Origin of the sequence: Azonexus sp., from assembly GCF_030824335.1 — a bacterium.
Lineage (GTDB): Bacteria > Pseudomonadota > Gammaproteobacteria > Burkholderiales > Rhodocyclaceae > Azonexus.
The window spans coordinates 22932-49702 of record NZ_JAVBXX010000004.1 but is presented as its reverse complement, the minus strand read 5'-3'; the positions used below and the strand labels follow the sequence as shown (position 1 = coordinate 49702).

General features: G+C 59.8%; 24 protein-coding genes. 11 read left to right on the top strand and 13 right to left on the bottom strand.

Annotated elements, in window-relative coordinates; genetic code table 11:
• The first annotated feature begins 5 nt into the window (after nt 1-5).
• On the top strand, nt 6-1316 hold the full coding sequence (locus tag RCI20_RS01575) for a diguanylate cyclase domain-containing protein (RefSeq protein WP_306602742.1): 1311 nt from the start codon (nt 6-8) through the stop codon (nt 1314-1316).
• Here the strand turns inward: RCI20_RS01575 and RCI20_RS01570 are convergent.
• The 6 genes from RCI20_RS01570 to RCI20_RS01545 are packed head-to-tail and all read right to left on the bottom strand — an operon-like array spanning nt 1301 to nt 7132.
• Nucleotides 1301-2407, bottom strand: a complete 1107-nt coding sequence (locus RCI20_RS01570; RefSeq protein WP_306602741.1) for a PQQ-binding-like beta-propeller repeat protein — start codon at nt 2405-2407, stop codon at nt 1301-1303. The two genes, RCI20_RS01575 and RCI20_RS01570, sit on opposite strands and share 16 nt — an antisense overlap.
• A gap of 20 nt (nt 2408-2427) precedes the next feature.
• Nucleotides 2428-3303 carry a hypothetical protein gene (locus tag RCI20_RS01565; RefSeq protein WP_306602740.1) on the bottom strand — a complete coding sequence of 292 codons (876 nt, stop codon included), beginning with the start codon at nt 3301-3303 and terminating at the stop codon, nt 2428-2430.
• On the bottom strand, nt 3288-4721 hold the full coding sequence (locus RCI20_RS01560; RefSeq protein WP_306602739.1) for a sensor histidine kinase: 1434 nt from the start codon (nt 4719-4721) through the stop codon (nt 3288-3290). The genes RCI20_RS01565 and RCI20_RS01560 overlap by 16 nt, the downstream gene beginning before the upstream one ends.
• Nucleotides 4722-4769: 48 nt before the next feature.
• Nucleotides 4770-5432: a response regulator transcription factor gene (locus RCI20_RS01555; protein ID WP_306602738.1), complete on the bottom strand. Its 663-nt coding sequence runs from the start codon at nt 5430-5432 to the stop codon at nt 4770-4772.
• 13 nt (nt 5433-5445) lie between these two features.
• Nucleotides 5446-5829: a PepSY domain-containing protein gene (locus RCI20_RS01550; protein WP_306602737.1), complete on the bottom strand. Its 384-nt coding sequence runs from the start codon at nt 5827-5829 to the stop codon at nt 5446-5448.
• Between the two features lie 19 nt (nt 5830-5848).
• Nucleotides 5849-7132, bottom strand: a complete 1284-nt coding sequence (locus RCI20_RS01545; protein ID WP_306602736.1) for an HD-GYP domain-containing protein — start codon at nt 7130-7132, stop codon at nt 5849-5851.
• A 90-nt stretch (nt 7133-7222) separates the two neighbouring features.
• Between RCI20_RS01545 and RCI20_RS01540 the strand changes: the two genes are divergently transcribed.
• From RCI20_RS01540 to cptA, 5 genes are all read left to right on the top strand, one after another.
• On the top strand, nt 7223-7735 hold the full coding sequence (locus RCI20_RS01540) for a DUF1924 domain-containing protein (RefSeq protein WP_306602735.1): 513 nt from the start codon (nt 7223-7225) through the stop codon (nt 7733-7735).
• Between the two features lie 15 nt (nt 7736-7750).
• Nucleotides 7751-8245, top strand: coding sequence for a diheme cytochrome c (locus RCI20_RS01535; RefSeq protein ID WP_306602734.1), 495 nt, complete (start codon nt 7751-7753; stop codon nt 8243-8245).
• A 44-nt stretch (nt 8246-8289) separates the two neighbouring features.
• The gene (locus tag RCI20_RS01530) at nt 8290-8694 is read left to right on the top strand and encodes a PepSY domain-containing protein (RefSeq protein WP_306602733.1); all 405 of its coding nucleotides are present in this window, start codon (nt 8290-8292) and stop codon (nt 8692-8694) included.
• Nucleotides 8694-10016 carry a ferric reductase-like transmembrane domain-containing protein gene (locus RCI20_RS01525; RefSeq protein WP_306602732.1) on the top strand — a complete coding sequence of 441 codons (1323 nt, stop codon included), beginning with the start codon at nt 8694-8696 and terminating at the stop codon, nt 10014-10016. Before RCI20_RS01530 ends, RCI20_RS01525 begins: the two co-directional genes overlap by 1 nt.
• Before the next feature lie 143 nt (nt 10017-10159).
• Complete coding sequence (gene cptA, locus RCI20_RS01520) at nt 10160-11875, top strand: phosphoethanolamine transferase CptA (protein WP_306602731.1); 1716 nt, start codon at nt 10160-10162, stop codon at nt 11873-11875.
• Between the two features lie 33 nt (nt 11876-11908).
• Here cptA and RCI20_RS01515 read toward each other — a convergent pair whose 3' ends face one another.
• Nucleotides 11909-12688, bottom strand: a complete 780-nt coding sequence (locus RCI20_RS01515; RefSeq protein WP_306602730.1) for a phosphatase PAP2 family protein — start codon at nt 12686-12688, stop codon at nt 11909-11911.
• Between the two features lie 214 nt (nt 12689-12902).
• On the opposite strand from RCI20_RS01515, the gene RCI20_RS01510 reads away from it, so the two are divergent.
• From RCI20_RS01510 to RCI20_RS01490, 5 genes are all read left to right on the top strand, one after another.
• Entirely contained in the window at nt 12903-13583 is a 681-nt protein-coding gene (locus tag RCI20_RS01510; protein WP_306602729.1) for a response regulator transcription factor, read from the top strand.
• Nucleotides 13573-14838 (top strand): HAMP domain-containing sensor histidine kinase, encoded by a 1266-nt coding sequence (locus RCI20_RS01505; protein WP_306602728.1) that lies wholly within the window; start codon nt 13573-13575, stop codon nt 14836-14838. Before RCI20_RS01510 ends, RCI20_RS01505 begins: the two co-directional genes overlap by 11 nt.
• An 86-nt stretch (nt 14839-14924) precedes the next feature.
• Entirely contained in the window at nt 14925-15614 is a 690-nt protein-coding gene (locus RCI20_RS01500) for a class I SAM-dependent methyltransferase (RefSeq protein WP_306602727.1), read from the top strand.
• A gap of 8 nt (nt 15615-15622) precedes the next feature.
• Nucleotides 15623-17494 (top strand): sulfatase-like hydrolase/transferase, encoded by a 1872-nt coding sequence (locus RCI20_RS01495; RefSeq protein ID WP_306602726.1) that lies wholly within the window; start codon nt 15623-15625, stop codon nt 17492-17494.
• Between the two features lie 57 nt (nt 17495-17551).
• Nucleotides 17552-19507, top strand: a complete 1956-nt coding sequence (locus RCI20_RS01490; RefSeq protein ID WP_306602725.1) for an LTA synthase family protein — start codon at nt 17552-17554, stop codon at nt 19505-19507.
• A gap of 69 nt (nt 19508-19576) precedes the next feature.
• On the opposite strand, the gene RCI20_RS01485 is transcribed toward RCI20_RS01490, so the two are convergent.
• From RCI20_RS01485 to RCI20_RS01460, 6 genes are all read right to left on the bottom strand, one after another.
• Entirely contained in the window at nt 19577-20923 is a 1347-nt protein-coding gene (locus tag RCI20_RS01485) for a Fic family protein (protein ID WP_306602723.1), read from the bottom strand.
• Nucleotides 20924-21036: 113 nt separating this feature from the next.
• On the bottom strand, nt 21037-22113 hold the full coding sequence (locus tag RCI20_RS01480; RefSeq protein WP_306602722.1) for an ATP-binding protein: 1077 nt from the start codon (nt 22111-22113) through the stop codon (nt 21037-21039).
• Between the two features lie 2 nt (nt 22114-22115).
• Complete coding sequence (locus tag RCI20_RS01475; RefSeq protein WP_306602721.1) at nt 22116-22799, bottom strand: response regulator transcription factor; 684 nt, start codon at nt 22797-22799, stop codon at nt 22116-22118.
• A 69-nt stretch (nt 22800-22868) separates the two neighbouring features.
• Entirely contained in the window at nt 22869-24140 is a 1272-nt protein-coding gene (locus tag RCI20_RS01470; RefSeq protein WP_306602720.1) for a Fic family protein, read from the bottom strand.
• Between the two features lie 452 nt (nt 24141-24592).
• Nucleotides 24593-25489, bottom strand: coding sequence for a hypothetical protein (locus tag RCI20_RS01465; protein ID WP_306602719.1), 897 nt, complete (start codon nt 25487-25489; stop codon nt 24593-24595).
• 17 nt (nt 25490-25506) lie between these two features.
• The gene (locus tag RCI20_RS01460) at nt 25507-26388 is read right to left on the bottom strand and encodes a putative phage abortive infection protein (RefSeq protein ID WP_306602718.1); all 882 of its coding nucleotides are present in this window, start codon (nt 26386-26388) and stop codon (nt 25507-25509) included.
• Between the last annotated feature and the right edge of the window lie 383 nt (nt 26389-26771).

The window sequence follows — 26771 nt, the reverse complement described above, 5'->3', positions numbered from 1 at the left end:
TCGGGGTGGCTCTGGTTTATGTGCTGACCGCGCTGCTTGCCTTGTCGCTGGTTTCGGCGCAGTTGCGCAGCATTGACCGGCATACCGACGAGCTGGCCTTGCAGCGGGGCGAGGGGCTGTTCCGGCTGATCGAATTGACCCGGCTGTGGAACGCCCGGCATGGCGGTGTTTACGTGCCGGAGGGGCCAAATGCCCAGGCCAATCCCCACCTTGAACATCCGAAACGGGATATTCGCAGCGATGACGGGCTGGCATTGACCATGATCAACCCGGCCTACATGACGCGACAGATTGCCGAACTGGCCGAGCAGGCCTTGGGCGAACGCCTGCACATCACCAGCCTGAAGCCGCTGCGTCCGGCCAATGCCCCCGATCCCTGGGAGCGTCAGGCGCTGGAGATTTTCGAACTGCGGGAAAAAACGCATCTGCTGGAACTGATCGAAGCACCCGATGGGCCGGTTTATCGTTACATGGCGCCGCTCGAAGTGAAACAGCCTTGCCTGGCCTGTCACGAAAAACAGGAATACAAGCTGGGTGATATCCGTGGCGGCATCAGTGTGACGATGGATGCCCGACCGTTGCTTGCCGTGCGCGATGCGCAACATTGGCAGGTGATCTGGGGTTTTGGCGGTGCTGCCTTGGTGGTGGCGCTTCTGTTGCATCTGGTGATTGCCAGCCAGTTCAAGTATGTGCGTCGCCTGCATCGCGTCAACGAATCGCAGGAACGCCTGATTGCCGAGCGTACGGAGCATTTGCGCCAGGCCAACCAGGAGTTGAACGAGGAGGTCGTGCAGCGCAAGTCGCTGGAAGAGAAATTACGCCATCTGGCGTATTTCGATGCGCTGACCGGCTTGCCCAATCGCAGCATGTTCGATGACCGCTTGCACCAGGCACTCGGCCATGCCGACCGCTACAAATGCCTGTTCGCGCTGGCCTACGTCGACCTCGATTACTTCAAGGAGGTCAACGATACGCATGGGCATACGATAGGTGACAAGGTCCTGCTCGAGGTGGCTCGGCGTCTGCAGGGTGAGGTGCGCGAATCGGATACGGTGGCCCGGCTGGGCGGCGATGAATTCGCCATCATCCTGCATCACGTTGTTGACAGCATGGAAGTCGATAGTGTGGCCCAACGGATCAATGCCCGGCTCGTCGAGCCCTTCATCTTTGGCGAAGTCGAAGCCCATCTGTCGGCCAGCATCGGGATTGCCTTGTACCCGCAGCATGGCGATACGGCGGAAAAGCTGGTCGACGTGGCGGATGCCGCGATGTATGCGGTCAAGGAAGCCGGCCGGAACGCCTACCGGATCGCCTGATCCGGCAGTTCGGCCAGCAGCAGTTCGCCGGCTTCGTTGGCGAACATCAGCCGGGCGTCATCGAGCAATTGCACGAAGGGGCGGACGCGCTCCGGCAACTGGAAGTCGGCCAGCGGGCGGCCATCGTCCAGGGCCAGAATGTGCAGGACGTGGTTCAGGTCGAGTGCGTAGAGCCGTGTTTCGTCGCTGATCAGTTCGGCCAGTAGGGCGCCCCAGTTGTAGCGGCCGCCCCGGTAATCGTTGGTGCGCTGGCGCCAGCGCTGGCGCCCGGATGCCGCATCGATGGCGTAAACCCAGCCGGTCGGCGACCACAGGTAAGCCACGCCATTGGCCACATGGTGCGAATTGATGAAATTGCCGGCGCTGAACTCCCAGGTCTGGTGGCCGCTGGCGATTTCGATGCCGTATAGCTTTTCCTTGTAGCTGCCGGCAAGCAGTGTGTCGCCGCTGGGATGCAACTGGCGCAGGTATTGCCAGTCGGCCATCCGGTCGACGATCCAGCGCGGCTTGCCGTCAATGGCTGACAGCGCAATCAGGCGGCCGTCGCCGGGGCCGAACAGCACCACGTCGCCGGTGACGACCGGTGCGTAGCTGATGCGGGTGTCGGCCACGGCGGCAAAGCGCCACAAAATCGTGCCATTTTCGCTGTCGACCGCAAGAAGTTCGTGTCCATCGCCGAAATACAGCCGGTCTTGCGCCAGGCAGGGCGTGCCGATCTGATCGTGCGCCCGGTAGCGCCAGCGCGCCTGTGCTTCGCCAATGCGCCAGCCGGCGATTTCCGCCAGTCCGCCGCACACGACGATTGGCCCATTGCTGCGCGGGCGGAAAATGGCTGGGCTGGCCAGTTGATGCGGCACGGACCAGGGGATTGCTGTTTGTGCCGGATCGATCAGCCCCAGTCGCTGCTCACCGGCAAAAAGCACCTGGTTTTCCAGGCGGCCGGTCGGGGCGAGGCGCAGGTTGCCGGTTTTCCAGCGGCGGCGCACGGCCAGCGTTTCGCTGAGCGGGCCGCTCGCGGCATTGTTCGTCGGCAGCGCGCTGGCCAGCGGTGCGAGCAGGCTGGACAGCCCGCCGGCCAGCGCGGCACGCAAGCACTGGCGCCGGCTGAGCCTCAATTGCAGCGGGCGCCCTGTTCGATCCAGCGCAGCAGGATGCGTGTGTTCGGATGATCGCGATCTTCGCTCGGCGAGATGCCAGGTGGCATGCGGTCTTCCACCAGATGCTGGAACAGGCTGCTTTCATCCGGTTTGCCGGGTATCACGACCTTGGTCGCGTTGTTGACGCCCTTGGCTACCGAGTCGGCGCCGAGCATGATGCCGGCGTAGCTGCTCAGGTCCAGTTCGTGGAAGCTGGGCGGTTCCTGATTCGACATGTGGCAGGTGATGCAGGCCGGGGTGTCGGGGGCGAAGGCGTTGTCGCGGGTGAACAGCGGCAGGACGTTTTTGGTGAAATGCGCGTTGTTGACCGCACCATCGGCGATCCACTGGCGCACCGTGGCGTAGGCCGCGCTGTTGCCGCCGACCGAGAACGGGATACCGAGCGGCATGCGGTTGTTGCGCAGCCGACGCCCGAGGATGTGCTTCGATCCCTTTTCGCCGGGCTGGAAAATCGGCCGCGAGGGGGCTTCCCGCGAACCGGCGCGGATGCCCTCGCAACTCGACAGGTCGAGGCCGCGATAGCTGTGCGCCGGATTGCCCGAGGAGTGGCAGACGATGCACGCCGGTCCCTGGCCGAAGGCATTCGGTGTGCGCATCAGCGTGGCGATGTAGTCGTAGGGAATGGGAATGTCGCGGCCCAGAATGAGGGCGTCGACGGCTTTGTGATCCCCGTCCAGCTTGACCTTGCCGTCGCGCAGATCCTGTACCCATTGATGATTGAGCGTTGCATGTATCGGTTCGGCGCTGGCCTGGGCGCTGCCCAGACTGAGCAGGCCGGCGAGCAGCAGCCTGGCCCGTGGTGCGTGACGCAGTTTCAAGTGTTGCAGCATGATTTTTCCCCTGTCGATGCTTGGTCGAGTTCTTTATTCTTGCCTGCCGGTAAGCAGAGGCGGACACGCAGGCCGCCCAATGGAGAGTCGAGCAAGGCCAGCCGTCCACCATACAGGCTGGCGAGGTCGTCGACGATAGCCAGCCCGAGTCCGGAACCCGGTACTTGTTCATCACCACGCTGGCCGCGTTGCAGCAGGAGTGGTCGCGCCTCGATATCGATGCCGGGGCCGTCGTCGTCGATGTCGATACACAGTTCGCCGGCCTGCCGGCTGGCTGATACCTCGACGCGCGATCCGGCCCATTTGCAGGCATTGTCCAGCAGGTTGCCGAGCATTTCCTGCAAGTCCTGCGCTTCGCCGCGAAAGACCAGTATTTCCCGGTCGTCGTCCAGATGCAGCGTCAGCGCACGTTCGGCATGCACGCGCTGCATGACGCGCAGCAATCCCTCGATGGCCGGACGAAGCAGGCAATGCTGGCCGTGTACCTGAGCCGATGCGGCGATCCGGGCACGCGCCAGGTGGTGGTCGATGTGTTGTCTTGCCACGCTGACCTGACTGGTCACCAGTTCGGCCAGCTCACTCCGTTCTGCGGCTGCGGCATTGGCCATCACGGCCAGCGGCGTCTTGACTGCATGCGCCAGGTTGCCGGCCTGGCTGCGGGCGCGCTCGACGAATTCGGCATTGCGTTCGAGGACGGTATTCAGTTCGTCGACCAGCGGCTGGATTTCGGCCGGATGGCTGCCGCCCAGCAAGGCCTGTTCGCCATCGCGCAGTCGCGTCAGTTCATCGCGCAGGCGGTTGAGCGGGCGCAGGCCGGCGACCACCTGCACGATGGCGGCCAGGATCAGGCCACCGGCGAGCAGGCTGAGCGCCATCAACAGCAGGCCACGGAAGCGCTCCACCGGTTCGGCGAGCAGTTTTTCATCGGCGGCGACGATCAGGCGTAGCGTTTGTTCCGTGTTTTCGGCCTGCTGTTCGGTCAGATGCAGGCTCTGCTCGATCATGCGCAGCGATTCGCCTTTCGGGCCATTCAGCCGATGTTCGTGGTGCTCGCCATCGCCCAGCCAGTCGTCGGGAACCCGCAGTTCGCCATCCCATAGCGAGCGCGAACGCAGCAAGGCCGGCTTGGCCGGCATGGTGTCGGAGCGCATGCGGTCGACTTGCCAATACAGGCCGGAGTACGGACGTTCCAGCCGGGGGTCGCTGAGGACGTGGCTGACTTCCGGCTGGCCGGCAGCATTGATTTCCAGGTTGGCCGCCAACTGGTTGAGATGGGTGGCCAGTTCGGCATGGAACTGGCGCGACAGATGCTGCTCGAACATGCCTTGCAGCACCCAGCCGGTGACACCGATTGTCGCGACGATCCAGAGCAGGGTGCCGAGCAACAGCCGCAGGCGCAGTGACGGGGCGGCTTTCATCGGGCTGAATTCATCGCGGCGGGGTTGGCGTTTGCGGCATCGCTTGCTTCAAGCATCGCAGCGCAGGCGATAGCCCATGCCGCGCAAGGTTTCGATCATGTCAGGCGGCAATTTCTTGCGCAGCCGGCCGACGAAAACTTCAATGGTGTTGGAGTCGCGGTCATTGTCCATCGGATAGATGTGTTCCGACAATTCGCTACGCGAACAAACCTGGCCGCGCCGGTGCATCAGGAAGGCGAGTACGCGGAATTCGTGGCTGGTCAGGACCAGCGCCTGGCCATCGACATGCGCCTTGGCGCTGCGCGTATCCAGCGTCAGCGGGCCACAGACCAGTTCATTCGCCGCCTGGCCGGCCGCCCGGCGAATCAGGGCGCGCAGGCGGGCCTGCAATTCTTCCATGTGAAACGGCTTGGTCAGGTAATCGTCGGCCCCGGCGTCGATGCCGGCCACCCGCTCGTGCCAGTCGCCGCGCGCCGTCAGGATCAGGACCGGCATGTTGCGGCCGGCCGCGCGCCAGCGCTTGAGCACGCTGAGCCCATCGAGTACTGGCAGGCCCAGATCGAGCACGACGGCATCGAAGGGTTCTTCGCTGCCCAAATGCAGCGCATCCAGGCCGTTGACCGCAGTATCGACCGCATAACCGGCAGCGCTCAGGGTTCGGCTCAATTGCAGGCAGAGTGTGGGTTCGTCTTCTACGACAAGAATGCGCATTACGCTCTCCGCCTCATGGTCTGGGTTCTCCGAACTTGCGCGCTTCGTGCTTGCCGGCGCGACGGCCCTTGATTTCGATCAACGAGGCATCCCTGGCGTTGACCATCAACTTGCTGATACTGCCGTCGCTGCCCAGCAGCTTGACCTCGTAAATCCAGCGGCCGGATTCCTGTTCCAGTTCGACTTCCAGCACTTCGCCGGGGTACGCCTGTTCGAGGCGTTGCAGTACCGTGCGCAAGGGCAGGATTTCACCGGCCGCCATAGCCCGGCGGGCGATTTCGTGATCCTGTCGGGTGTCGGCCTGGGCCGTTGTGCCGAACGGCCCGAGCAAGGCCCACAGGCTCAGGATGGCGCAGCATCCGGCAATCCAGCGTTTCGGCGGCCTGGCGTAGTTCATTGGGGTTGTCCGCGGCATTCTAGTTCGCCGGCTTGCTGCCCGGCAGCGCAAAGTGTTCCCGGATCTTGGCTTGCAGCAATGCCTGGCAGGCATTTTCGTCGCATAGCACGAGTTGGTCATGGATGTCCTGGGCGATGCCGAGAAAGGCGTCGACGACGCTGGCGTCGAAGTGCGATCCGGTGTCCTGTTTGATGATGCTGATTGCCGCATCGAAGCTCATCGGTTTCTTGTAGGGCCGTTCCGAGCGCAAGGCATCGAATACGTCGGCTACGGCAAAGATGCGGGCACCCAGCGGAATGGCATCGCCGCGCAGGCCCTTGGGATAACCGGAGCCATCCCATTTTTCATGATGTCCCGAAACGATGCTCGCCGCGTCGCTCAGCCAGGCAATACCGGATACGATGGTTTCGCCTTGTTCGACGTGCGTGCGCATGATTTGCATCTCGGCATCGTCGAGCCGGCCCGGCTTGAGCAGGATGGCATCCGGGATGCCGATCTTGCCGACATCGTGCAGGAAGCTGCCCATGATCAGCGATTGCATCTTCAGTCTCGGCAACTCCAGCACTTCGCCAATGCGTGCGGCAACCCAGGCGACCCGGTAATTGTGTGCGCCGGTATCCGAATCCCGGCGGGCGACGGCCCGGCCGAGTGCCTCGATGATCGAAATGTGCGACTCGAGCACTTCTTCTGCCTTGCGCAGATTTTCGGCTGACAGTTTGACCACCAGCGGGTAGATCGTCATGCCGCACAGGAGCGATGCGGCGGCCACCAGCAGTGCGATGGTCAGGGCGCCGGCCTGCATTTCCTCCTTTTGCCAGGCCGGCACGATGCGCACGCCTTCGAAATAGGCCAGGGGTTTGTCGGACGACGCGCTGCTCGGCTGGCCCAGCGGAACAAAAATTCTCAGTGCCCAGACTTCGTCGGGAAGATGGATGCTTTCGTACGAAGGTTTCAGGTAGTTCGGGCGCAGATGCTTGGGTAGCTGATGTTCAACCAGATGGCCTTGTTCCGTCGTCGATTCGGCAAGCTTGTTTCCGTTGCCGTCATAAATCTCGGCAATGTCGAACAGGCCGCCGGTGATCATCATGGCCGCTTCCTGTGCCTGCTTCCGCAGTTGTGGTGAATCCAGCGTGAAATCGTCGAGATGCGAAAGAATGCGTTGCGATTCTTCCATGGCCAGCGACATCGCTTCCTGTTCCGCTGTTTCCCTGGCGATGTGCCATGCGATGGGGCTGACCAGCAGCGCCAGCAGGACAGAGACGGCGCCGATGCGCTTGGCGGCCCTGGTGTTGAACGAGTTCATGAGGATTCTTTCCGGTAATTTTTTCAGGCTGGCGCAGGATAGCAGTCCGCGAAGCGCCAATTTACAAAGGCGAAGATGAACAGAAGCTGAATGTCCGCTTCAGGATACGTTCAGCACTACTCTGCCAAAGTGTCGGACATCTACTTCATCAGGCCGATCAAGATGTTCAAATCCCGCTTCAAATTCGCTCAAACAAAAGTCGCCGTCGGTGCACTGCTGCTCTTGTCCTGCTTGCCCTTTGCTGCCACGGCCGCTTCCCTGGAGGCTCAGTTGAGCCAATACGCGGCCACCGCGAAAGCTGCCAATCCGGGTTTTGCCGGTTTTTCCGCGGCGCGTGGTGAAGCCTTGCATACGCGTAATTTTGCCAGCGGCAAGCCGGATACCCCGGCTTGTACGTCGTGTCATGGCAAAGATCCGCGTAGTGCCGGTCAGACCTTGACTGGCAAGCGCATCGAAGCGGTGGCGCTATCGGTCAGCCCGAGTCGTTACGCCGATCCGGCCAAGGTCGAGAAATGGTTCAAGCGTAACTGCAACGAAGTGATCGGCCGTGAATGCACGGCGCAGGAAAAAGGCGACTGGCTGACTTTCGTCGGTAGTCGTTGAAATCCACCGGAGAAAATGATGAAATTTCCAACCCGTCCCGTGAGCTTGGGCCTGCTGGTCCTGGCCTTCTCTGCCCTGGTTTTCAGCCGCGCCCAGGCCGGCGGTGGTCACTACTACCCACCGGTCGTAGATCCGGTAGTCAAGGAGGAGTGCGGCAGTTGCCATCTGGCGTTTCCTGCCGCCATGCTGCCGGCAGCCTCCTGGAAGCGCATGATGGGCGAACTGGAAAATCATTTTGGCGACAATGCTGCGGTCGACCCGGCTTTGGCCAGGAAAATCACTGCCTACCTGGTGGCCAATGCCGGCGATGCCGCCGGTCAGCGTTACAGTGCGAAGTTGTTGCGCGGGGTCGATGCGGCGAGTGCGCCGCAGCGCATTACCGCCTTGCCGCAATGGGTGCGCGAACACCGCAAGGTGCCTGACTGGGAATGGCGCCACAAGGATGTGCGCAGCAAGGCCAATTGCACTGCCTGCCATGCCGATGCCGAACTTGGCTACTACGAGGACTGAGGCGGCCATCACAGCCGCTCGAACGATATCAAGGAGTTCCGACCATGCGTATTTCGACCCAGATGTTTTCCTTTGCCTTGTTTGCCGGCCTGCTGGCCGGCGGGCTGATGCTTTTCCAACCGGCCAGTGCGAACGATGATCGTGTCGGCGCCTGGTTGCCGATACCCCGGCTGATCGAAAAACTGGAGGCCGCCGGCTATCGCAATATCGAAAAGATCGAACGCGAACATGGACGTTACGAAGTGCGGGCGACCAATCGTCAGGGCGAACGCAGCAAGCTGCGCCTCGATGCCCGCACTGGCGAGTTGCTTGGCGCTCAGCGCCGGGATGGCGAAGGCGCTTCCGGCCGGCACGAAGCGCGCAATGCCGGGCGGGCGGAAGGAAGCGGCGAATGCAACAAGCGGCGCTGTCGCGACGACATGCCGGCAGCACCGGCCGGGAGCCGCTGATGACCAAACTTGTGCTTGTCCTGATCGGCGCTGCACTGGGCCTAGCCTGGGGCTGGGATGTGCTGAACGCCCCGGCATTGGCGGCGCATCCCTGGTGGATCGCCCGGCAGGAGTTGATGTATCTGAGTGGTTTGTGGTCAATCGGCCTGATGTCGCTGGCGATGTACCTGGCGACCCGTCCGGTCTGGCTGGAAAAGCCGCTGGGTGGTATGGACCGGGTTTATCGCACGCACAAGTGGGCCGGCATCCTGGCCGGTGTTTTTGCGATCATGCACTGGCTGGTCAAGGAGTCGGACGGCCTGTTGAAGTCGCTGATCGGCCGTGAGGGGCGGGTGCCGAAGGAGAAATTTGTCGGCTTGCTGGAGAATCTGCGCCATCTGGGCAAGGATTTCGGCGAATGGGGTTTCTACATCCTGCTGGTGTTGCTGGCGATCACGCTATGGAAGCGCTTCCCCTATCGTCCCTGGCGTTTTTTGCATCGCGCCATGCCGGTGATTTACCTGGCGCTGGCTTTTCATGCGGTCTTCCTGTCGCCACTCGACTACTGGGCGCAGCCGGTGGGCTGGCTGCTTGCCGGGCTCATCCTGGCCGGTGGCTATGGTGCGCTGCGTGCGCTGCTGGGCAATATTGGGCAGGCCCGCCGGTCGACCGGAGAAATTCTTGCCGTGACGCAGACCGCGGCCGATATTGTCGGCGTACGTTGCCGGCTGGCAGGTGGATGGTCCGGGCATCGGCCGGGGCAGTTTGCGCTGGTGACTTTCGATTCGGCCGAGGGGGCGCATCCCTTCACCATTGCCAGTGCCGATCAGGGGGACCGGACAATCGAATTCCGCATCAAGGCGCTGGGCGACTACACCCGGCAACTGGCCAACCGTTTGCGGGTCGGGCAGATGCTACGCATCGAGGGGCCTTATGGTTGCTTCGACATTGATCGTCTGGATCGTCAGGCGCAGCAGGTCTGGATTGCTGCCGGTATCGGTGTGACACCCTTCCTTGCCTGGCTGGCGTCCTTGCAGGAAAACCCGCAAGCTGCGCCGGCGGCAGATTTGCATTACTGCACGCGGGATCGCGAGACAGATCCTTTCGTTCAGCAATTGACCACGCTGTGCGCCGGTTTGCCGGCTATTCGTCTGCAGGTGCATGGCGACCGCCAGGGCGAGCGTCTGGATGCAGCAAGTCTGTTGCCCAATCGGCCGGCTGGCCAGCCCGCCGAGGTCTGGTTCTGTGGCCCGAGCGGTCTGGCGGCGGCGCTGCGCCGAGGCTTGCCAGGCATCGGCTCGGGGGGGCTGCGCTTTCACCAGGAAGCTTTCGAAATGCGCTGATCCAGCGTCGTGTTCATGTTCGATTAATCTTTGTCGGCGCATACTCTTCAGTCTTGTTGCGAAAACAGGCTCCGGCTCGTCATTCAAACGGTCGGGGCCTGCGTCGTTTTGTTACCCTTGCTGATTTTGATTAGGCGCTTTGCATGAGCATTTCTCAGTCTTTTCCCGCCCCGAATGCAAACCGGACCGATTGGGCCGCGTTGGGGTGGGCCTTCCTGTTCTTCTGGTATTTCTCCGGCGTTTACCATTCCCTGTTGCAGATTTCCGGCGCCACGATTTTCGTCGGCTTTCGCCAGGCAATCATCGTCAGCACGCTGTGGCTGGTGCCCTTGCTGCTTTTTCCCGCCCGGACCAAACAGATTGCGGCAGTCATCGGCGTCATCCTGTGGGCCTTCTCACTGGCCAGCCTGGGGTTTTACTTCGTTTACCAGCAGGAGTTTTCGCAGAGCGTGATTTTCATCATGTTCGAGTCGAACAGTGCGGAAGCCAGTGAGTACGTCGCACAATATTTCGCCTGGTGGATGATTCCCGCCTTGCTCGCCTATACCGCCGGCGCCTGGCTGTTATGGCGCCGCTTGCGGCCGGTCGCGATGGCACCGAACAAAGCGCTGGCCCTGGCCCTGCTGATTTTGGCGTCGTTGTTCGTCTATCCCTTGATCAAACTGGTCAAGGCGGATGAATTGTCACTGTCCAGCGCCGTCGAAGCCTACGAAAAGAAGATGGACCCGGCAACGCCCTGGCAGGTGGTTTTCGGTTACACCCAGTATCGCAAGCGCCTGGCTGAAATGCAGGAGTTGCTCGACAACAACAGCAAGGTGCCGCCACTGGCCAATTTGCGCGATGCCAATGCCGGTCTGCCGGCCACGCTGGTGCTGGTGATCGGCGAATCGACCAATCGGCAACATATGGGGCTGTATGGCTACAGCCGGCAGACGACGCCGAACCTGCAGGCGATGCCGGGCGTGACGGCGTTCAATCAAGTGATTGGTGCGCGTCCGTTCACCATCGAAACGCTGCAGCAGACCCTGAGTTTCGCCGATCAGAAAAACCCCGACCTGTACCTGACCCAGCCCTCGCTGATGAACATCATGAAGCAGGCCGGTTACAAGACTTTCTGGATCACCAACCAGCAGACGCTGACCCAGCGCAACACGATGCTGACATTCTTCTCGCAGCAGATGGACGAACAGGTTTACCTGAACCACACCCGTGCCCAGAACTCCCGTTCGTACGACACCAATGTGCTTGAACCTTTCGCCAAGGTGCTGGCCGACCCGGCCGAGCGCAAGTTCATCATCGTGCACCTGCTCGGCACGCACATGAAATACGAGTACCGCTATCCGCCGGAATACGAGGTGTTCAAGGACAGGCAAGGCCTGCCGGACTGGGTGAACGACAAGCAGCTACCGGTGATCAACAACTACGATAACGCGGTGCTGTTCAACGATTTTGTCGTTTCCCGCCTGATCAAGACTTTCCAGGCGAGCGATCCGAATGGTTTCCTCGTCTATTTTTCCGATCATGGTGAGGATGTGTTCGACTCCGGCCAGCACACGATGCTCGGGCGCAGTGAATTGACGCCATCGGTGCCAATGTACGCCGTGCCCTTCCTGCTCTGGACATCCGACTCCTGGCGGGAAAAGAACCTGCGCGACTTCGTGCCGCAGCCGGATCGTCCGTATAGTCTGGCCAATTTCATTCACACTTGGGCCGATCTGGCCGGGCTGCGTTTCGATCTCTACGATCCGGCCAAAAGCCTGGTCGGGCGTGAATTCAAGGAAAGCCCTTTGTGGGTCGGTGACCCCTATAACCCGAAAAGCCTGATCGACATGCGCAGCATGATGTCGTCCGGTTCGTAACGCAGATACCTTGAGGATTCTCCGCCGGTTCCCTCAAGGTGTCGCATTGAGCAATCCGGCTCGGCGTTGATGGTCCGTTTCTTCTACTGCTGCATTGCCAAGCGGAGCGGTGCGGTAGAGCAGCAGACGGTAGGTCACCAAGCAGATCGTCCAGTCGATCAGCAGAGTCCACAGATTATGCGACAGAAAGTGGGCGCCTTGCAGCATGCGGCCTGCCGAGAGCACTGCGCCGAAGCCCAGTGCCGCCAGCAGTGCGCTGCGTGCCAGTCGAGGCCGACGGTCGCGCAGTGCGAAAAAGAGGGCGAGCAGGGAAAAGCCGGTTGAAGCATGGCCGCCGGGCCAGCAACGTCCAGGTTTGTCGGTCTGGGGGTGTTCGCCGAACAACGGCACAAAAATTTCGTTGCCGCCGAATGTGTTCAGACTCCAGGGGCACTGAATCGCGGTAAGTGTCTTCAGTGGCGGCACGATTGCGGTAGACAGGCTGATGGCGAGCAGCAGGTAGGTCAATTGTCGACGCCAAGGGTGCAGGGCTGCCAGGCGGGGGCTTAAGAGAAGCGTCAGAGCAAGCAGCATGACGAAACTGATGACCAGTTGTTTGGCACGATCATGCAGGATCGATTCGAGCCAGTAGTCGTTGCGGGCAAAGAAGCCCTGGCTGGGGATGTAGAAATGTTGCGTGATCCAGAAGTCCAGTTCCGTCGGTTCGAAAATCAACAACAAAGTCATTGTCACTAGAGGAATGCTCAACCAGAACGTAAAATTGAAAGGGCGTGAAGCCATCATGCGGGTGGCGTGTTCAGGGGGTTTCAGCATGGGAGATGGTTGGTTGTGGCATGTCTCCAGTGTCGACCAAAGCAGGTCAAGGGCTTGTCAAAGACACGTCAAAAAAGCGTCAAAAGCAAGGGGAAATCCCTAGGCGGCATGATGGCCTGGATGACATTTTTTGTTCGATATTTCGTTTTGTCCGGATTTCTGCGGTTGACCGCAAAAATCCGTCATTTTTCTTTTTCCATTTATCCGGATTGCCATGCGCCTACTTGTCATCGAAGATAACCGCGACATCCTGGCCAATATCGTCGATTACCTCGAGGCGGCAGGCCATGTCGTCGACTGCTCACTGAATGGTCCGGGCGGCCTGCATCTGGCGCTGACCGAGCGCTTCGACCTGATCGTGCTCGATGTCATGCTGCCGGGCATGGATGGCTACCAGCTTTGCCAGAGCCTGCGCGCTGCCGGCAATGAGGTGCCGATCATCATGCTGACGGCCCGCGATGCGCTGGATGATCGTTTGCAGGGCTTGAAAGCCGGGGCGGACGATTATCTGGTCAAGCCTTTCGCGCTGGCTGAGCTGGCTGCCCGGATCGAGGCCATCCTGCGCCGGGTCCAGGGCAGCCGGCAACGCCGCCTGCAGGTCGGCGATCTGGTGTTCGATCTGGAAACCGTCGCAGTGTCGCGCGGCGGGCTGGCGCTCAAACTCAACCCGGCCTGTCTCAAATTGCTTGAAGTCCTGATGCGCAAGAGTCCGGCGGTGGTGCGCCGCGAGGTACTGGAAGAAGCCCTGTGGGGCGACAACATTCCGGCCAGCGACGGGCTGCGCAGCCATCTGCATTTGCTGCGCCAGGTCATCGACAAGCCCTTCGCGCAACCCCTGCTGCACACCGTGCATGGCTTGGGTTACCAACTGAGCGAGGCCGAGCATGGTCGCTAAACAGCCGCTGGCCCGGCGCATTGTGCTGGCGTTTACCTTGTTGACCGCAGTCGTCAGCGCACTGTTTGCCTGGGGCATCCTGGCGGTGGTGCATCTGGTTGAGGATGATCTGGTCGGGGATGAATTGCAGCGGGAAATGGCCGCGGTCAGGGAGGTTTATCGGCTGGAGGGGCGGGTGCCTGACCTGGTGGCCGGTAGCGAATTGTATGTGCCGGATTTACACCACAAGCCTTTGCCGCCGGAATTGGCCGGTTACGGCCCCGGCTATCACGAAGTGGTGGGCGAGGCGGGGGCCTGGTACACCTACAAAACGACGATCGACGGTCACGATTTCATCCTGGTGCGCAATCAGGACGATTTCGAGGCGCGCGAGCAACTCTTGCTCAGGGTGGTGCTGATCGGGTTTTTTGCCGCGCTGGGGCTGGCCTTGTTGATCGGCAATTTGACCGCGCGCCGGGTGATCGATCCGGTGGTCCGGCTGGCCAACCAGGTGCGCAACCGCGATCAACTGTTGCCGCTGGCCCCCTCGCTGGCGTCCGATTACGCGGCGGATGAACTGGGGCAGTTGGCCCTGGCTTTCGACCATGCGCTGGATCAATTGCGCGCAGCGGTCAATCGCGAGCGCCTGTTCACCAGCGATGTCAGCCACGAATTGCGCACGCCCCTGATGATTATTGCGACCTCCGCCGAATTGCTCGCCCGCGCCGATCTGCCGCCACGCGAACAGCGCCAGGTCGAGCGCATTGGCAAGGCAGCGGCGGAAATGCGGGCGTTGGTCGAAACCTTCCTGCAACTGGCGCGCGCCCAGTCGGTCGGCAATGCCGTCGAGGCGGGCGTTCTGCTGGCCGACATGGCGGCGGAACAGGCGGCGTATTGGGGCGAAGAAATCCGCAACCGGGGCCTGGCGTTCTCGCTGCAGGTCGCGGCTGAGAGTTCCGTCCGCTACCATCCAACCTTTCTGCGTGTGGTGATGGGCAATCTGTTGCGCAACGCCTTGCATTACACCGAGCAAGGAGAAATCCGGCTGATTCTCGAAGCACAGGGCTTTCGCGTCGAGGACAGCGGGCCGGGTATTCCTGAAGTCGAAAAAGAGACCTTGTTTCAGCCTTTCGTGCGCGGCCGGCAAGCCCGCGGTGAGGGCCTGGGGCTGGGCCTGTCGCTGGTCAAGCGGGTGTGCGAACAACAGGGCTGGTCGATTGCCGTCGGCAATCGGGCCAGCGGTGGTACGTGTTTTTCGGTCATCCTCGGCCGCTGATTTGACAAATTTTTGACATGCTTTTGACAGAGGCTTGACGCCCTGCTGGCTATCGTTGCGACCATTCTGTTTAAAGAAGGTCTGCAATGTCTGCCAAACCGACAATCGAGCTTGAGTTTTCGCGCAAGTACGACGATGCGCATTCCCGGCAATATTTCCTCAAGCATCAGGATGGCCTGGCGCGCCGGCTGTCCAACTGGCGTGATCAGCAACTGGCGCGGCAGGCGCTGAAAGCGGCTGGCGAACCCGGACTGGTACTCGATTTGCCCTGTGGTGCCGGACGTTTCTGGTCCTTGCTGGCAGAAAAGCCGAACCGGGTGATCCTGGCCGCCGACAACTCGTCCGACATGATCCAGGTGGCTCGCCAATGCCAGCCACCGGAAGTCGTGGCACGGGTGCACGCCTTCCAGACCTCGGCTTTTGCCATCGATCTCGACGATGCTGCGGTCGACAGCATTTTTTCCATGCGTTTGCTGCATCACATCGCCGAGCCGGAACACCGCCTGGCGATGTTGCGTGAATTTCACCGGGTAACGCGCGATACGGTCATCGTCTCGCTGTGGGTCGATGGCAACATCAAATCGTGGCGGCGCAAGCGCCTCGAACGCCAACGTGCAGCCAGGGGCGGCAAGGGCGAGAACGCCAACCGCTTTGTCGTGGCGCGCAGCCAGATCGAGTCGGAGTTTTCCAGCGCCGGTTTCACGATTGTCGACCGCCATGACTTCCTGCCCGGCTATGCCATGTGGCGTGTCTACACCCTGCGGAAAAGCGTATGAAGCCGATAGTGAACAAAGCGCCCGTGCCGCAGACCACGTGGATTTTGCAGCGCTATTTCGCGCTGCTGTATGTCGCCCTGCTGGCGATGATTGCCCTGTTCTGGCCGCTAGTTTCATTCGATAGCCCGCCGGCCAGGGTATTTGCCTTTGCTGCCAGTGCCGGTTATGCCGCGCTGTATCTGGCCCCGGTCGTCATGCTGAGCGCCTTGCTCGGGCTGTGCCTGCGCCAGCCATCGCGCACCCGTCATTTTCTGGTCGTTGGCGTGGCTTTCCTCGGCGGCTGTCTGGCGCTACTGGCGATCTATGCCGATTACCGCCTGTATGCGCTTTACGAGTATCACTTCAACGGTTTCGTCTGGAACCTGCTGACCACGCCGGGCGGGATTGCCGCCCTTGGTGCGACGGAAGCGACCGAGCAGACGATTGCCGGTCAGGTGGCCATGTTCGTGGCGGGCAACGCCGCAGTCATGGGCTTGCTGCATTATTTCGCCGGGCGCGGTCCGGTCTGGTCGAAACGTGCCGTGGCCTATGCCGTGTCGGTGGCGCTGCTGGTGCTGGTCAGCGAAGAAATCATTTTTGCCTACAGCGTACATACCGGGCAGGAGGATTTGCTCGAAGCGGCCGATGTCGTGCCTTTCCATCTGGGAACCGGCGCCAAGAAATTGTTCACCCGCCTGGGCATCGAAAGAACCGCGCTCAAGGAACGGCGTCTGGCCGGCGGCACGGTCGATTATCCCGGCGGGCAACTGGTCAGTGCCAAGGTCAAGGGCGACATGAACGTCATCATGCTGGTCGCCGAGTCTTTCCGCTGGGATTTGCTCGACCCGGAAATCACGCCGAATCTGTGGAAGTTTTCGCAGCGGGCACAGCGTTTTGAAAACCACTACAGCGGCGGCAACCGGACGCGCATGGGGCTGTTTTCCATGTTCTATGGCATTTACGCCCCATACTGGTACAGCTTCGAGCAGCAGCGCGTGGCGCCGGCCTTGATGAATTTCATGCGCCAGCACGATTACCAGTTGGCCCTGCATACCAGCCAGAGTTTCGACTACCCGGAATTGCGCAACACGCTGTTTACCGGCGTGCCGGAGCAGTACATGCAGGAATTGAAAACCGGCGAACCCTGGCGGCGCGATATCCAGAACGTCAGCGACATCATCGGCAAGCTGGACAAGCGTGCGCCGGACAAACCCTTCTTCGGCTTCATGTTCTTCGAATCGACCCACGCGCCGTACAGCTTTCCTGAAAAAGACGTGGTGCGTGAGGATTACCTGCGCGAGATGAATTACGTGAAGCTCAATCTGCGCGACAACATCGACGGCATTCATGCCCGCTACATCAACGCTGCGCACCACATCGACCGCGAAGTCGGGCGGCTGATCGAGCACCTGGAACGCACCGGCATGCTCGACAAGACCGTGCTGATGTTCAGCGGCGACCACGGCGAAGAGTTCATGGAAAAAGGGCGCTGGGGCCATGGTCACAGCAATACCTTCCCGGAAGAACAGGTGCGCGTGCCGCTCGTGCTCTGGATGCCGGGTACGGCACCCGCCGTAGTAACGCACCGGACGTCGCATCTGCAGATTGCCCCGACGCTGCTCTCCTATCTCGGCGTCACGCAGCCGGCGCGCAGCTACAGCTCGGCCGATACGCTGGACAAGACCATGCCGTATTTCGTGTTCGGCGAATACGACCACATGGGGATTTTCGACGGCAAGCACAAGATCACCTTTCCCTATACGGGGACCGACTTTTTCCGTTACAGCGTTTTTGATGCCAACGATCACCCGGTGGCCCGCGATGTTCGCCAGGTCGTCGTTTCAGGCGCCACGGCCTTGCTCGATGAAATTACCCGGGAAAGCCGACGCTTTGTTCGCTGAGCCTTCTGTTTCCTGTTTTGTTTCCTCAATTCGAATAATTTCAAGCGGTTTAACCCGATGCTGATTCATGCTTTGCGGCGTTTATTGCCGCGTCACGCCCAGACCCGTTATCTGGGCATGCTGCTCGCCAGCTGGCTCTTGGTCTTTGGCCTGACCCGTGCCGGCTTGCTCGCCCTGAACCGGGAGGTCGCCGACCTTTCGGGGTTGGCCGTGCTCAAGGTCATTGCCGTCGGCACGGTCTATGACCTGAGTTTCCTGCTCTACGCCGCGGTGGTTTTTGCTGCCTACCTGCTGTTGTCACCGAAGCGCTGGTGGGGCGCCCGCTGGCATCTGGTCTGGCTGCGCCTGTTCTTCTGCGGCAGCCTGTTTGCCATGCTGTTCATTGCGGTTTCGGAATACCTGTTCTGGGATGAGTTTGGCGTCCGTTTCAACTTTATTGCGGTCGACTACCTGGTTTATTCAAAAGAGGTGGTCAACAACGTGCTGGAGTCCTATCCGGTCTATGCCATTCTCGCCAGCATCGGCCTGCTGGCCATCGCGCTGACTGCGCTGGCCGGGCACTCCCTGCAGCAGGCGGTCAGTTCGCCGCTGCTCTCCTGGCGTCGCTCGTTTGCCGTCTTGGCCGGCTTGTTGCTGGCGGCCGTGCTGGCCGGCCTGCTGATCGGCCAGGACAGTCCGCGCGGCAGCGGCGGCAATGCCTACCAGCGGGAGCTGGCGAGCAACGGGCCGTACCAGTTCTTCGCCGCCTTTCGCAACAACGAGATCGAATACAGCCAGTTCTACGCGGGTCTGCCGCAGGACGAAGTGGGGCGCTTGTTGCGCGATGCGGTGGCTGAACCCAATGCGCGTTTTGTCGGCACGGACCCGCTGGATATTCGCCGGGTGATCGACAATCCGGGCGCGCCGAAGCGGCTGAACGTGATCCTGGTAACCATTGAAAGCCTGAGCGCCAAATACCTCGGCAGCTTTGGCGACAAGCGCGGTCTGACGCCTAATCTGGACAAACTGCGCGGCGAAAGCCTGTTTTTCAGCAAGTTTTACGCAACCGGCACGCGCACCGACCGGGGCCTGGAAGCCATCACCTTGTCGATTCCCCCGACGCCGGGCCGCTCGATCGTCAAACGCATCGGCCGTGAAAGCGGCTACGCCAGTCTGGGTTACCAGTTCCAGCAGCAGGGTTACGACACGGCTTTCGTCTATGGCGGGCGGGGTTATTTCGACAACATGAATGCCTTTTTCAGCGGCAATGGCTATCGCATCGTCGATCAGGCCAGCGTGCCCGAGTCGGAAATGCAGTTCCAGAACGCCTGGGGCATGTCGGACGAGGATTTGTACCGGCAGACCGTGCAACTGGCCGATGCCGATCACGCTGCCGGGCGGCCGTTTTTCCTGCAATTGATGACGACTTCCAACCACCGGCCTTACACCTATCCGGATGGACGCATTGACATTCCGTCCGGCGACGGGCGCGAAGGCGCGGTCAAATACACCGACTACGCCATCGGTAAATTCCTCGAAGAAGCGAAGAAAAAACCGTGGTTCGAGCAGACGGTTTTCGTCTTCGTTGCCGACCACAACGCCGGCAGCGCCGGCAAGCAGGATCTTCCGGTCGACACCTATCACATCCCGCTTTTCATCCATGCGCCGGCCCACATTCAGCCGCGCGAAGTGACGACGCTGGCCAGCCAGATCGATCTGGCACCGACCCTGCTCGGCCTGCTCAACGTCGATTACACCTCGTCGTTCTACGGCCGCAACCTGCTGTTGAACCCCTCGGCACCCGGTCGTGCGCTGATCGGCAATTACCAGCACCTGGGCTTGTTCGACGGCGAGCAACTGGCCATCCTCAGCCCGCGCCGGATGTTACGGCTGGTGGCGGACGAAGGCGACGGGCGGCGCGAACGATCGGGGTCGCTCGATGACTTGCTGGTCAGCCGGGGAGTGGCTTATTACCAAGGCGCCAGTTACGCCTTCGGCAAGCGCTTGCTGGGGCCGGCCAGGCTGGCACCTTGAAGGTTTTGCGTTTGAGGAAAAACGCGTTTTCATGCCATTTTTACGGTCGACCGCAATAAAACCGGAATTTCAGGCCGGATTGAGATGCTGGAAGCGTTCAGCCAGATTGTCAGCGGCGTAGAACACGAAGGCGTTGCCTTGTTTGAGTTTGCCAAGCAAACCGAGTTTTTCCAAACCCAGCAAATCGGCGCGGGCGGTTTGATAGACAACGCCATGCAGCGTTTGATGCTTGGCAAGCCGATAGCATTCTCCGGGGTGCTTCAGTGCATGCGTTAGCAGGGCGAGCTGCCGGTGGTTCAATTGGGTGCCGAGCTGGCCCGTCTTGATCAGCAAGCGCTCGGCTTGCTTTTGCTCCTGGATCTTGCGGCCGAGATACTCATGCAGGCCGGCGATTGATCGCCGAATGATGTCCAGCTGATGCAGCAGGAAGTAAGTCGTGTCGTTTCGGTCGGTTTCGCTGTGCAGGTAGGCCTGGACGTATTGTCTGGGGGCATCACGGAGAAACTGCGAGATCGACAGAAACTCCATCAGCCAGTAGCCGCTGCGTGCCATCGACCAGTAGAACAGGGCACGTGCCGTGCGGCCGTTGCCATCGGCAAACGGGTGATCGTAGCCAATCATGAAGTGCACCAGGATCGCCCGGAGCACTGGATGGACAAAAGGGGTGCTATCCGGATCGGCATTCGCGAATGCACATAGCCTGTCCAGTCGCTCGGGAAGCTCCGTGAAACTGGGCGGCTGGTGCAGAAGCTTGCCGTCCCGGTTGTCGACTACGTTGACGTCATCGGATTCGCGCAGCCTGCCAGCGTCAGCCGGGTCGTCGAGCGTATCTCGCGTGATGGTGCGATGTAGTTCGAGGATATGTTCTGGCGTGATCTTTTCGTTTTTCAGGTGGCGTAGCTGTTGCATCGCCTGGAAGTTATTGAAGATCATCGTCTCGCTGCGATCCCGGGGTTGCCGTTTTTCCCGCAGCATGGCTTCGGCAATCTTGCGCGTGGTGGATGCCCCTTCGAGCTGGCTGGAGGTGATCGACTCTTCAATCAACGAGTGCAGCAGGTAGCGCTCCCGGTTTTCATCCATCGAGCTCGATCCCGCCGTCTTGATGTGCCCGGCGGCATCGCGATCAATATGGTGGAGATGCACGAGTAGTGGCGTCGGGGTGGCGAAGCGGAATGGCTTGGCTTCCTTGTCCACGAATGGCAGCGGCTGAAGGATCGAACCCCTGGCCAGTGATACGGCAAGCCACCACTTTTCCGCCGAGAGTCCTTCCGGCGGGGGGCGGTGCCGAAGATCATCCCAATGCATGTATTTGCCGGCAGGAAGCGGGTTCGCGTGCTGGAATATCTTCGCCAGCTCATCAGGCGTGAGCTGCGCGAACAACTGTTCCACACTCGGTGGGGACATCGGGATTTTCATGTTTACTAATATCCATGAGTTTTAGTAGATATTAGTTTTCAAGCCCGATGATGTCTACTAATGTTGTTATGGATTAGTAGAAGTTGCCGGAGGGGAAGCCTTTTGCTATCGGACTAGCCGTTGATCAACGGGAGTTCGATATCCACCTGCAGACCGCCCGTTTCCAGGTTTTTTGCCTGAATCGTGCCGTCGACCGCAGATAACACACGGCGGGCGATGGCCAGGCCGAGGCCGTAGCCGCCGCCTGCCGCATTGGCGGTGCGGCGGAAGGGTTCGAAAATCACGCCCAGTTCGTTCTCGGGAATGCCCGGCCCCTGGTCGAGCACGCTGATTCGGCAGCGCGTGTTGCCGCTTGGCTGGGCGACGATCTTCAGTGTGCTGCCGGCGGGCGTGTGGCGGAGCGCATTGCGCACGACGTTTTCGATGGCCCGGTGCAGCAATTCCGGGTTGGCCCGGACGTGCAGGCCCGGTGTTTCGCTGAACTCGATGGCGATTTGCTGCGGTGCGGCTTCGAAGCGGGCATCTGCGATCAATTCGCCCAGCAGGTCGCCCACTTCGATCTCTTCCAGCGGACTGCCGACGCCGGCTTCCAGCCGGGACAGCGTGAGCAATTGGCCGACCAGTTGATTCATGCGTTCGCCTTCCCGTTCCAGCCGCAGCATGGTTTCTTCGAAACGCTCCGGCGCCTGGCGGGCGAGGCCGATGGCGGCGTGCAGGCGGGCCAGCGGCGAACGCAGTTCGTGCGATACGTCATGCAGCAGCCGGGTTTGCGCTTCGATCAACTGCCGCAGCCGGGAACTCATGCGGTCGAAATCGTGGCCGAGATCGGCCAGTTCATCGCGCCGTCGCCCCATTGCGGGGCCGACGCGAACGCTCAGGTCGCCTTCGGCGGCAGCGGCAAAAGCTTCCTTCAATTGGCGAACCGGGCGGGCGACATACCAGGCGATGCCGCCGGCAGAAACCAGACTGGCCAGCAGGCCGGCGACGATGGGCAGGATAGGCGGACGAGGGCCGGGTGGTGGTGGGCGCAGGCCCGGCGCTAGCGCAAAGTCGGGCGGCGGGGGAGGGCGGTTGCCGATGCGGCTTTCAAATTCCCGCCGTTCGGCCCAGAAAATGGCCCCGGTGGCCATGACCGCCGCCAGTTGGGCCAGCCAGACGATCAGGAAAAATTTCCAGAACAGGCGGCCCATGCTCAGCCCCGGATCATCTGGTAGCCCTGACGGAAAACCGTCTGGATCGGGGAGCGGCCATCGGGCAGCGGGCCGAGTTTCTGGCGGATGCTCGACAGGTGCACGTCGATGCTGCGGTCGTAACGGGCCAGCGGCCGGCCCAGTGCCTGTTCCGACAGTTCGCTTTTGCTGACGGTGCGCCCGGCATGGCGGGCGAGGATTTCGAGCAAGTTGAATTCAGTACTGGTCAGTTCCAGCGGCGTGTCCTGCCAGGCGGCCAAGCGCTGGCCGGGGTGCAGGCGCAAGGGGCCGACGCTGAGTTCGCCGGTTTCTGTGGCCGGGGTGCCAGTGCTGCGGCGCAGGATGGCGCGCAGGCGGGCGGCCAGTTCGCGTGGCTGGCAGGGTTTCGGAACGTAATCGTCGGCACCCAGTTCGAGGCCGACGATGCGGTCCATGTCGTCGCCGCGCGCCGTCAGCATCAGCACCGGCAGCCGGCTTTCCTGCCGGATGCGGCGCAGGACTTCGATGCCCGTGATGCCGGGCATCATCACGTCGAGCACGGCGATGGCGTACTGGCCGGACAAGGCCGCACGCACGCCGCTTTCTCCATCGTGGGCCAGGTCGACCGCAAAACCGTCGCGTTTCAGGTAGTCGGCAAGCATCTCGGCCAGTTCGATGTCGTCGTCGATCAGCAGCACGGCTGCCATGTCCTGCACTCCCGAGGTTCGGATTGAAGCCCGCATGATAGCCAAGCGGCTGGCGCCAGCACGCCGGTTTTACAGACTTTTACCCCGGTGTTGCCGGGTGCTACGGATGGCCAGAACTTGTCTACGGAGTTCTTCGGGGTCAAGGTCCAGATCACCTGCCGGATAGAGGTTGGGCAGGAGCGAACCGAGGGCGTGCATGGGAAAGCCGACGCGGACCTTGCCTCTTGGCGAGTCGGAGACCAGAAACCCTTCGAGGATAAGTGTGCTGAGCACGTCTCGTGCCGTTCTTTCGGGGAGGCCGGTGATCCGACCGGCTTCCATGCGCTCGATTTCACCATTGCTGAAAGCGTGAATAAAGAGGTGGGCGGATTCCGGCTTGAGGTCGAAGCGCACCTTCCGGAAGTAGTTCTCGGCGCGGAACTTGAACTTGTCGAGTGAGAACATCCGGGCCATGAAGCTGGCTTGATCGATGGCTGTCTGCATGGCGTATTCGCAAAACTCGGCCAATCGCTTTTCGGAAAGGTTGCCGCGACCATCCAGATCGCCCATGCGTGGCTGATCTGCGTTGGCCAGCCTGGCTTTGTATTCTTCTGCGGTCTTGGCAAAACCGCGCGACATCGACCAGAGGCATGTGCCATTTACGCCGTACTGGCGAAGCATGGCGTCTATGGCGATCCGGGCAACGCGGCCGTTGCCGTCAAGAAACGGGTGAATCCAGACGAGGCGATGGTGCGCCGCGAAGGCAGAAAGAACGCCATCGAGTTTTCTGATCCCGCCTTTCGGCGCCCATTCGAGCAGCATGCCGTAGCGTTGTGCGAAGCGATCGAGAAATCGATCAAGGCTATCCGCCTTCGGCGGGACGTGAATGCCGACATGCACATCCCGCTCGCGGATTTCCCCCGGTGCCATGTAGCTGCCGTCCTTGAGCTTGAGCATTTCCATCGGCAAGTGTTCGCAAAAGCGTCGATGCACTTCGAGCAGGAAGGGGATCAGCGTGTCCTTCGCCAGCGACTGAGACCTCGCCCAGCGATCCGCTTCGATGTGGGCAAACGCGAGTGTCTGCAAGTCTCGCTGCGCCATTTGTTCCTTAGTCTCGAACAGCGCTTTCTCGATGTCTAGTGGCAGCGTGTGCTGCCCCTCGATCAAGTTCGAGTAGTAACAGTTCATCCCCGCGACAAGCTCGGCAAGGCTTTTGGCGGTTGCGGGAACCAGGGAAGCATCCAGGCATGCGGATGCCTCGGATAGCTCGTGCGCGAGTCCAATCAAGGGATGGTAGAGCGGACGGGACTCATCGATGACAAGCGGCTCCATCTGGGCAGGGGCGTCGTAAAACTCGAACATGATTTTTGCCTGTTTTGCCGATGTTGTAACCGATTATAGTTCTTTATTGATCAAGTGGTTAGTGTTGCAAAGTGCAACAAATCTGCCGATGCTTTTGCCGATTTCTATGCCGAAGCTCACCGGCCCGAAGCGCGCAGCGCGGAAGCCGTAGTCAATTTGCGGGGGAAAACATCATCAGCACAAAGAACTGCGCCACCGGCAAGTGCTCGGCAGCAATCTTGCGGTCAACGGTTGCCTGCATGAATATCCCCGGCGGCTTGAGCTGGGGATTTTTGCCGTTGGTGAAATCGCCTCCATCTGAGCGCCGAATCGACTCGAGGGCCTCTAATCGATCCAAGGGTGACGATCAGGACTTTGGAAAGCGGACTTTCAACTCTCAAACTGAGCCGCGAGCAGCGGATTGCCGACGTGAGTCGGCTCGAGCGATTGATTGGACGGCATTCATGCAGTCTCTACCTTGGACGCCCTGTTACTACGTGACGACCAAGCGCAACCATTCCGGAGTTTCTCGAAACAAGCTTCAATCTAACATCGTCCCAATCCAGGAATAGCGGCAACGACTCTTGCTTCCCATGGGAATTAAGCCGGAATGCAGTAAGTCCGATGGTTATGCCATTGTTTTTGTTGGAATACTCGGAAATTTGGTCGCTTATCAATTGACGAGACTTCAGGACGCGATCAGCAATATGACTACGCACAAGCATGTGAAGGTTGCCTATGCACTGGAGATACTCTCGTATGACCAGCATTAGTACAACTTTGTCTGGCATTTCAGTGAGGATGGACCTCTTGAATTTACCGTCCGCAGCAAGGTAACGTTTTTCAGAGAATGGTTGAACGGAAATCTCCATTGCACGCTCAGCACCCTCCCCGATCCATTTGTTGGTGTAACTCAGGTGATGGACGGCGAGTCCACAGTGCTGAACGTGATTTCGCAGAGCCTCCAAGAAGCGATAACTAAAGAAACCGTCGTAATGCTCTGTGGTGCGCTGCCTGAATTCACTTCTGGCGTTATCTGGATCTACCGCGCAGTCGGCTAAGCGCTGTGGCGCTTGGTCGAGGTAAAGCCGCGTCGTGGTAAGCAGATTGACGACACGGCGATTGACCGTAGAGCGAAGTTCGAAGAAGTCTTTATATTCGGTGAGGTCTTGAACTGCATTACTGGCTGCGGCGGCGAGTAGCTCCTTTTCAACTTCAACGTAGTTGCCTATGAGTAAGTCATACGATTCCTCAAGTCCAAAAGCAGCCATAAGCACAACGCGAGCTTCGGCAAGAGCTTCGAACAACTGCTCACTGATCGGCAATTGGAGCGTATTGCCTAAAATGTTCTGCCGAATGTATGGAATCATGGCGTCCAACGTTGGAACTAAGCTGCCGCCGTCGGCGGTCCGCTTGAGCGATTTGTTAGGCGCCGAGGAAGCCGCCGAAGAAGAACTAGTGACCATTGTCGAAATTTTAGTCGGTACACCTTTACTGTTTTATGAGCAGTGGTCTCCCATTCAAAATTTATGTAGGGGAACCGTTCTTTAATTGTGAAAAGCTTGTCAAAGGTCAGGAAAAATGCGGGCAGGTTTTTGATTGGCTTGTACTTTTCAACAAGCCCCGTTCTTTCCCATTCGGCCCCCAAATGCGACATGATGTTTAACGCAAGAACCGCTTGCTCGTGATTCGATAACTTTGAGCGCAAAACTTTACCTAGAGAAAGTTTCTCTTCATCTGAGAGGTTTGTCCCATCTATGAACGTATAGGCTGAAAAGAGGTTTCTGAAGTAGTGCGATAACCGCAACTGGTGTCCACCAAACTGGCGACGTTCAGGCTCTTTCTTCTGTCTTTCTGTGTGGATCGCACCAGATAGTCTTTGTATTTTCTCAGGGCCGTAATTCTTTAGGATTTTCTCGGATGAAAGGTGCGCACCGAAAAACATGCACGTGTATGCAATATCTATTCGCGCAGAAATCGGCCAGACAAGATCGTCAGCTTCGACCTCTCTAGTCAATTTGTAAATTACATAAAACTCTCTCAGAACAGAAGAAAAAGTGTCTCTCCCTGCCTTGCTCCCGATCCGAAGCGACTGAACGATTTCTTCGTGAGTTCTCATCATTTCGGCGAACACTTGGTATGTCTTTGCCCGGTAGTCCACGCGCCGTGACCACCAGAAAGTCAGAAATACACCCAAAACTGTTGCAGCAGTGAGCAGCGTTCCCCACACACCACCAATGTAATCTCCGAGCAGTCCGTAGTACTGCATGGGTTCGTATGCAGGTGACGCAGTACATTGAAGAGGGATAAATCTGTCGATGCCCATTGGTTTTGCGCCTTACTGTGTATATGCGGACGCAGGGGTCCGTTTAGAAATTGATATTGATGATGCTGGATTTGGTGCCCTAAATCCAGTATTTTCAATCACTTGGAATATTTGGTGTCAGTGTAACAACATCAATATGCCAGACAAGTTTGCCGGGGCAATGTCTTCTTTTGGGAGCATCCAAGGTTTGCTTCTGGCCGGGGGGCTGTCGAATTGCCCGCGGGTAAAAAAATCGATAATCACTGGTCGGATTGGATGATTCAACTGGGTAACTTAGGAGAGATTTTGCATAGGCAGGTTTTGCCGATTTAGCTGATTTTTTGCTC

What these genes read in the sequence shown, in the direction of transcription:
- RCI20_RS01565 (WP_306602740.1), bottom strand. Translation starts at nt 3,303, where the DNA reads ATGCTGCAACACTTGAAACTGCGTCACGCACCACGGGCCAGGCTGCTG.
- RCI20_RS01560 (WP_306602739.1), bottom strand. Translation starts at nt 4,721, where the DNA reads ATGAAAGCCGCCCCGTCACTGCGCCTGCGGCTGTTGCTCGGCACCCTG.
- RCI20_RS01555 (WP_306602738.1), bottom strand. Translation starts at nt 5,432, where the DNA reads ATGCGCATTCTTGTCGTAGAAGACGAACCCACACTCTGCCTGCAATTG.
- RCI20_RS01550 (WP_306602737.1), bottom strand. Translation starts at nt 5,829, where the DNA reads ATGAACTACGCCAGGCCGCCGAAACGCTGGATTGCCGGATGCTGCGCC.
- RCI20_RS01545 (WP_306602736.1), bottom strand. Translation starts at nt 7,132, where the DNA reads ATGAACTCGTTCAACACCAGGGCCGCCAAGCGCATCGGCGCCGTCTCT.
- RCI20_RS01540 (WP_306602735.1), top strand. Translation starts at nt 7,223, where the DNA reads ATGTCCGCTTCAGGATACGTTCAGCACTACTCTGCCAAAGTGTCGGAC.
- RCI20_RS01535 (WP_306602734.1), top strand. Translation starts at nt 7,751, where the DNA reads ATGATGAAATTTCCAACCCGTCCCGTGAGCTTGGGCCTGCTGGTCCTG.
- RCI20_RS01530 (WP_306602733.1), top strand. Translation starts at nt 8,290, where the DNA reads ATGCGTATTTCGACCCAGATGTTTTCCTTTGCCTTGTTTGCCGGCCTG.
- RCI20_RS01525 (WP_306602732.1), top strand. Translation starts at nt 8,694, where the DNA reads ATGACCAAACTTGTGCTTGTCCTGATCGGCGCTGCACTGGGCCTAGCC.
- cptA (WP_306602731.1), top strand. Translation starts at nt 10,160, where the DNA reads ATGAGCATTTCTCAGTCTTTTCCCGCCCCGAATGCAAACCGGACCGAT.
- RCI20_RS01515 (WP_306602730.1), bottom strand. Translation starts at nt 12,688, where the DNA reads ATGCTGAAACCCCCTGAACACGCCACCCGCATGATGGCTTCACGCCCT.
- RCI20_RS01510 (WP_306602729.1), top strand. Translation starts at nt 12,903, where the DNA reads ATGCGCCTACTTGTCATCGAAGATAACCGCGACATCCTGGCCAATATC.
- RCI20_RS01505 (WP_306602728.1), top strand. Translation starts at nt 13,573, where the DNA reads ATGGTCGCTAAACAGCCGCTGGCCCGGCGCATTGTGCTGGCGTTTACC.
- RCI20_RS01500 (WP_306602727.1), top strand. Translation starts at nt 14,925, where the DNA reads ATGTCTGCCAAACCGACAATCGAGCTTGAGTTTTCGCGCAAGTACGAC.
- RCI20_RS01490 (WP_306602725.1), top strand. Translation starts at nt 17,552, where the DNA reads ATGCTGATTCATGCTTTGCGGCGTTTATTGCCGCGTCACGCCCAGACC.
- RCI20_RS01485 (WP_306602723.1), bottom strand. Translation starts at nt 20,923, where the DNA reads ATGAAAATCCCGATGTCCCCACCGAGTGTGGAACAGTTGTTCGCGCAG.
- RCI20_RS01480 (WP_306602722.1), bottom strand. Translation starts at nt 22,113, where the DNA reads ATGGGCCGCCTGTTCTGGAAATTTTTCCTGATCGTCTGGCTGGCCCAA.
- RCI20_RS01475 (WP_306602721.1), bottom strand. Translation starts at nt 22,799, where the DNA reads ATGGCAGCCGTGCTGCTGATCGACGACGACATCGAACTGGCCGAGATG.
- RCI20_RS01470 (WP_306602720.1), bottom strand. Translation starts at nt 24,140, where the DNA reads ATGTTCGAGTTTTACGACGCCCCTGCCCAGATGGAGCCGCTTGTCATC.
- RCI20_RS01465 (WP_306602719.1), bottom strand. Translation starts at nt 25,489, where the DNA reads ATGATTCCATACATTCGGCAGAACATTTTAGGCAATACGCTCCAATTG.
- RCI20_RS01460 (WP_306602718.1), bottom strand. Translation starts at nt 26,388, where the DNA reads ATGCAGTACTACGGACTGCTCGGAGATTACATTGGTGGTGTGTGGGGA.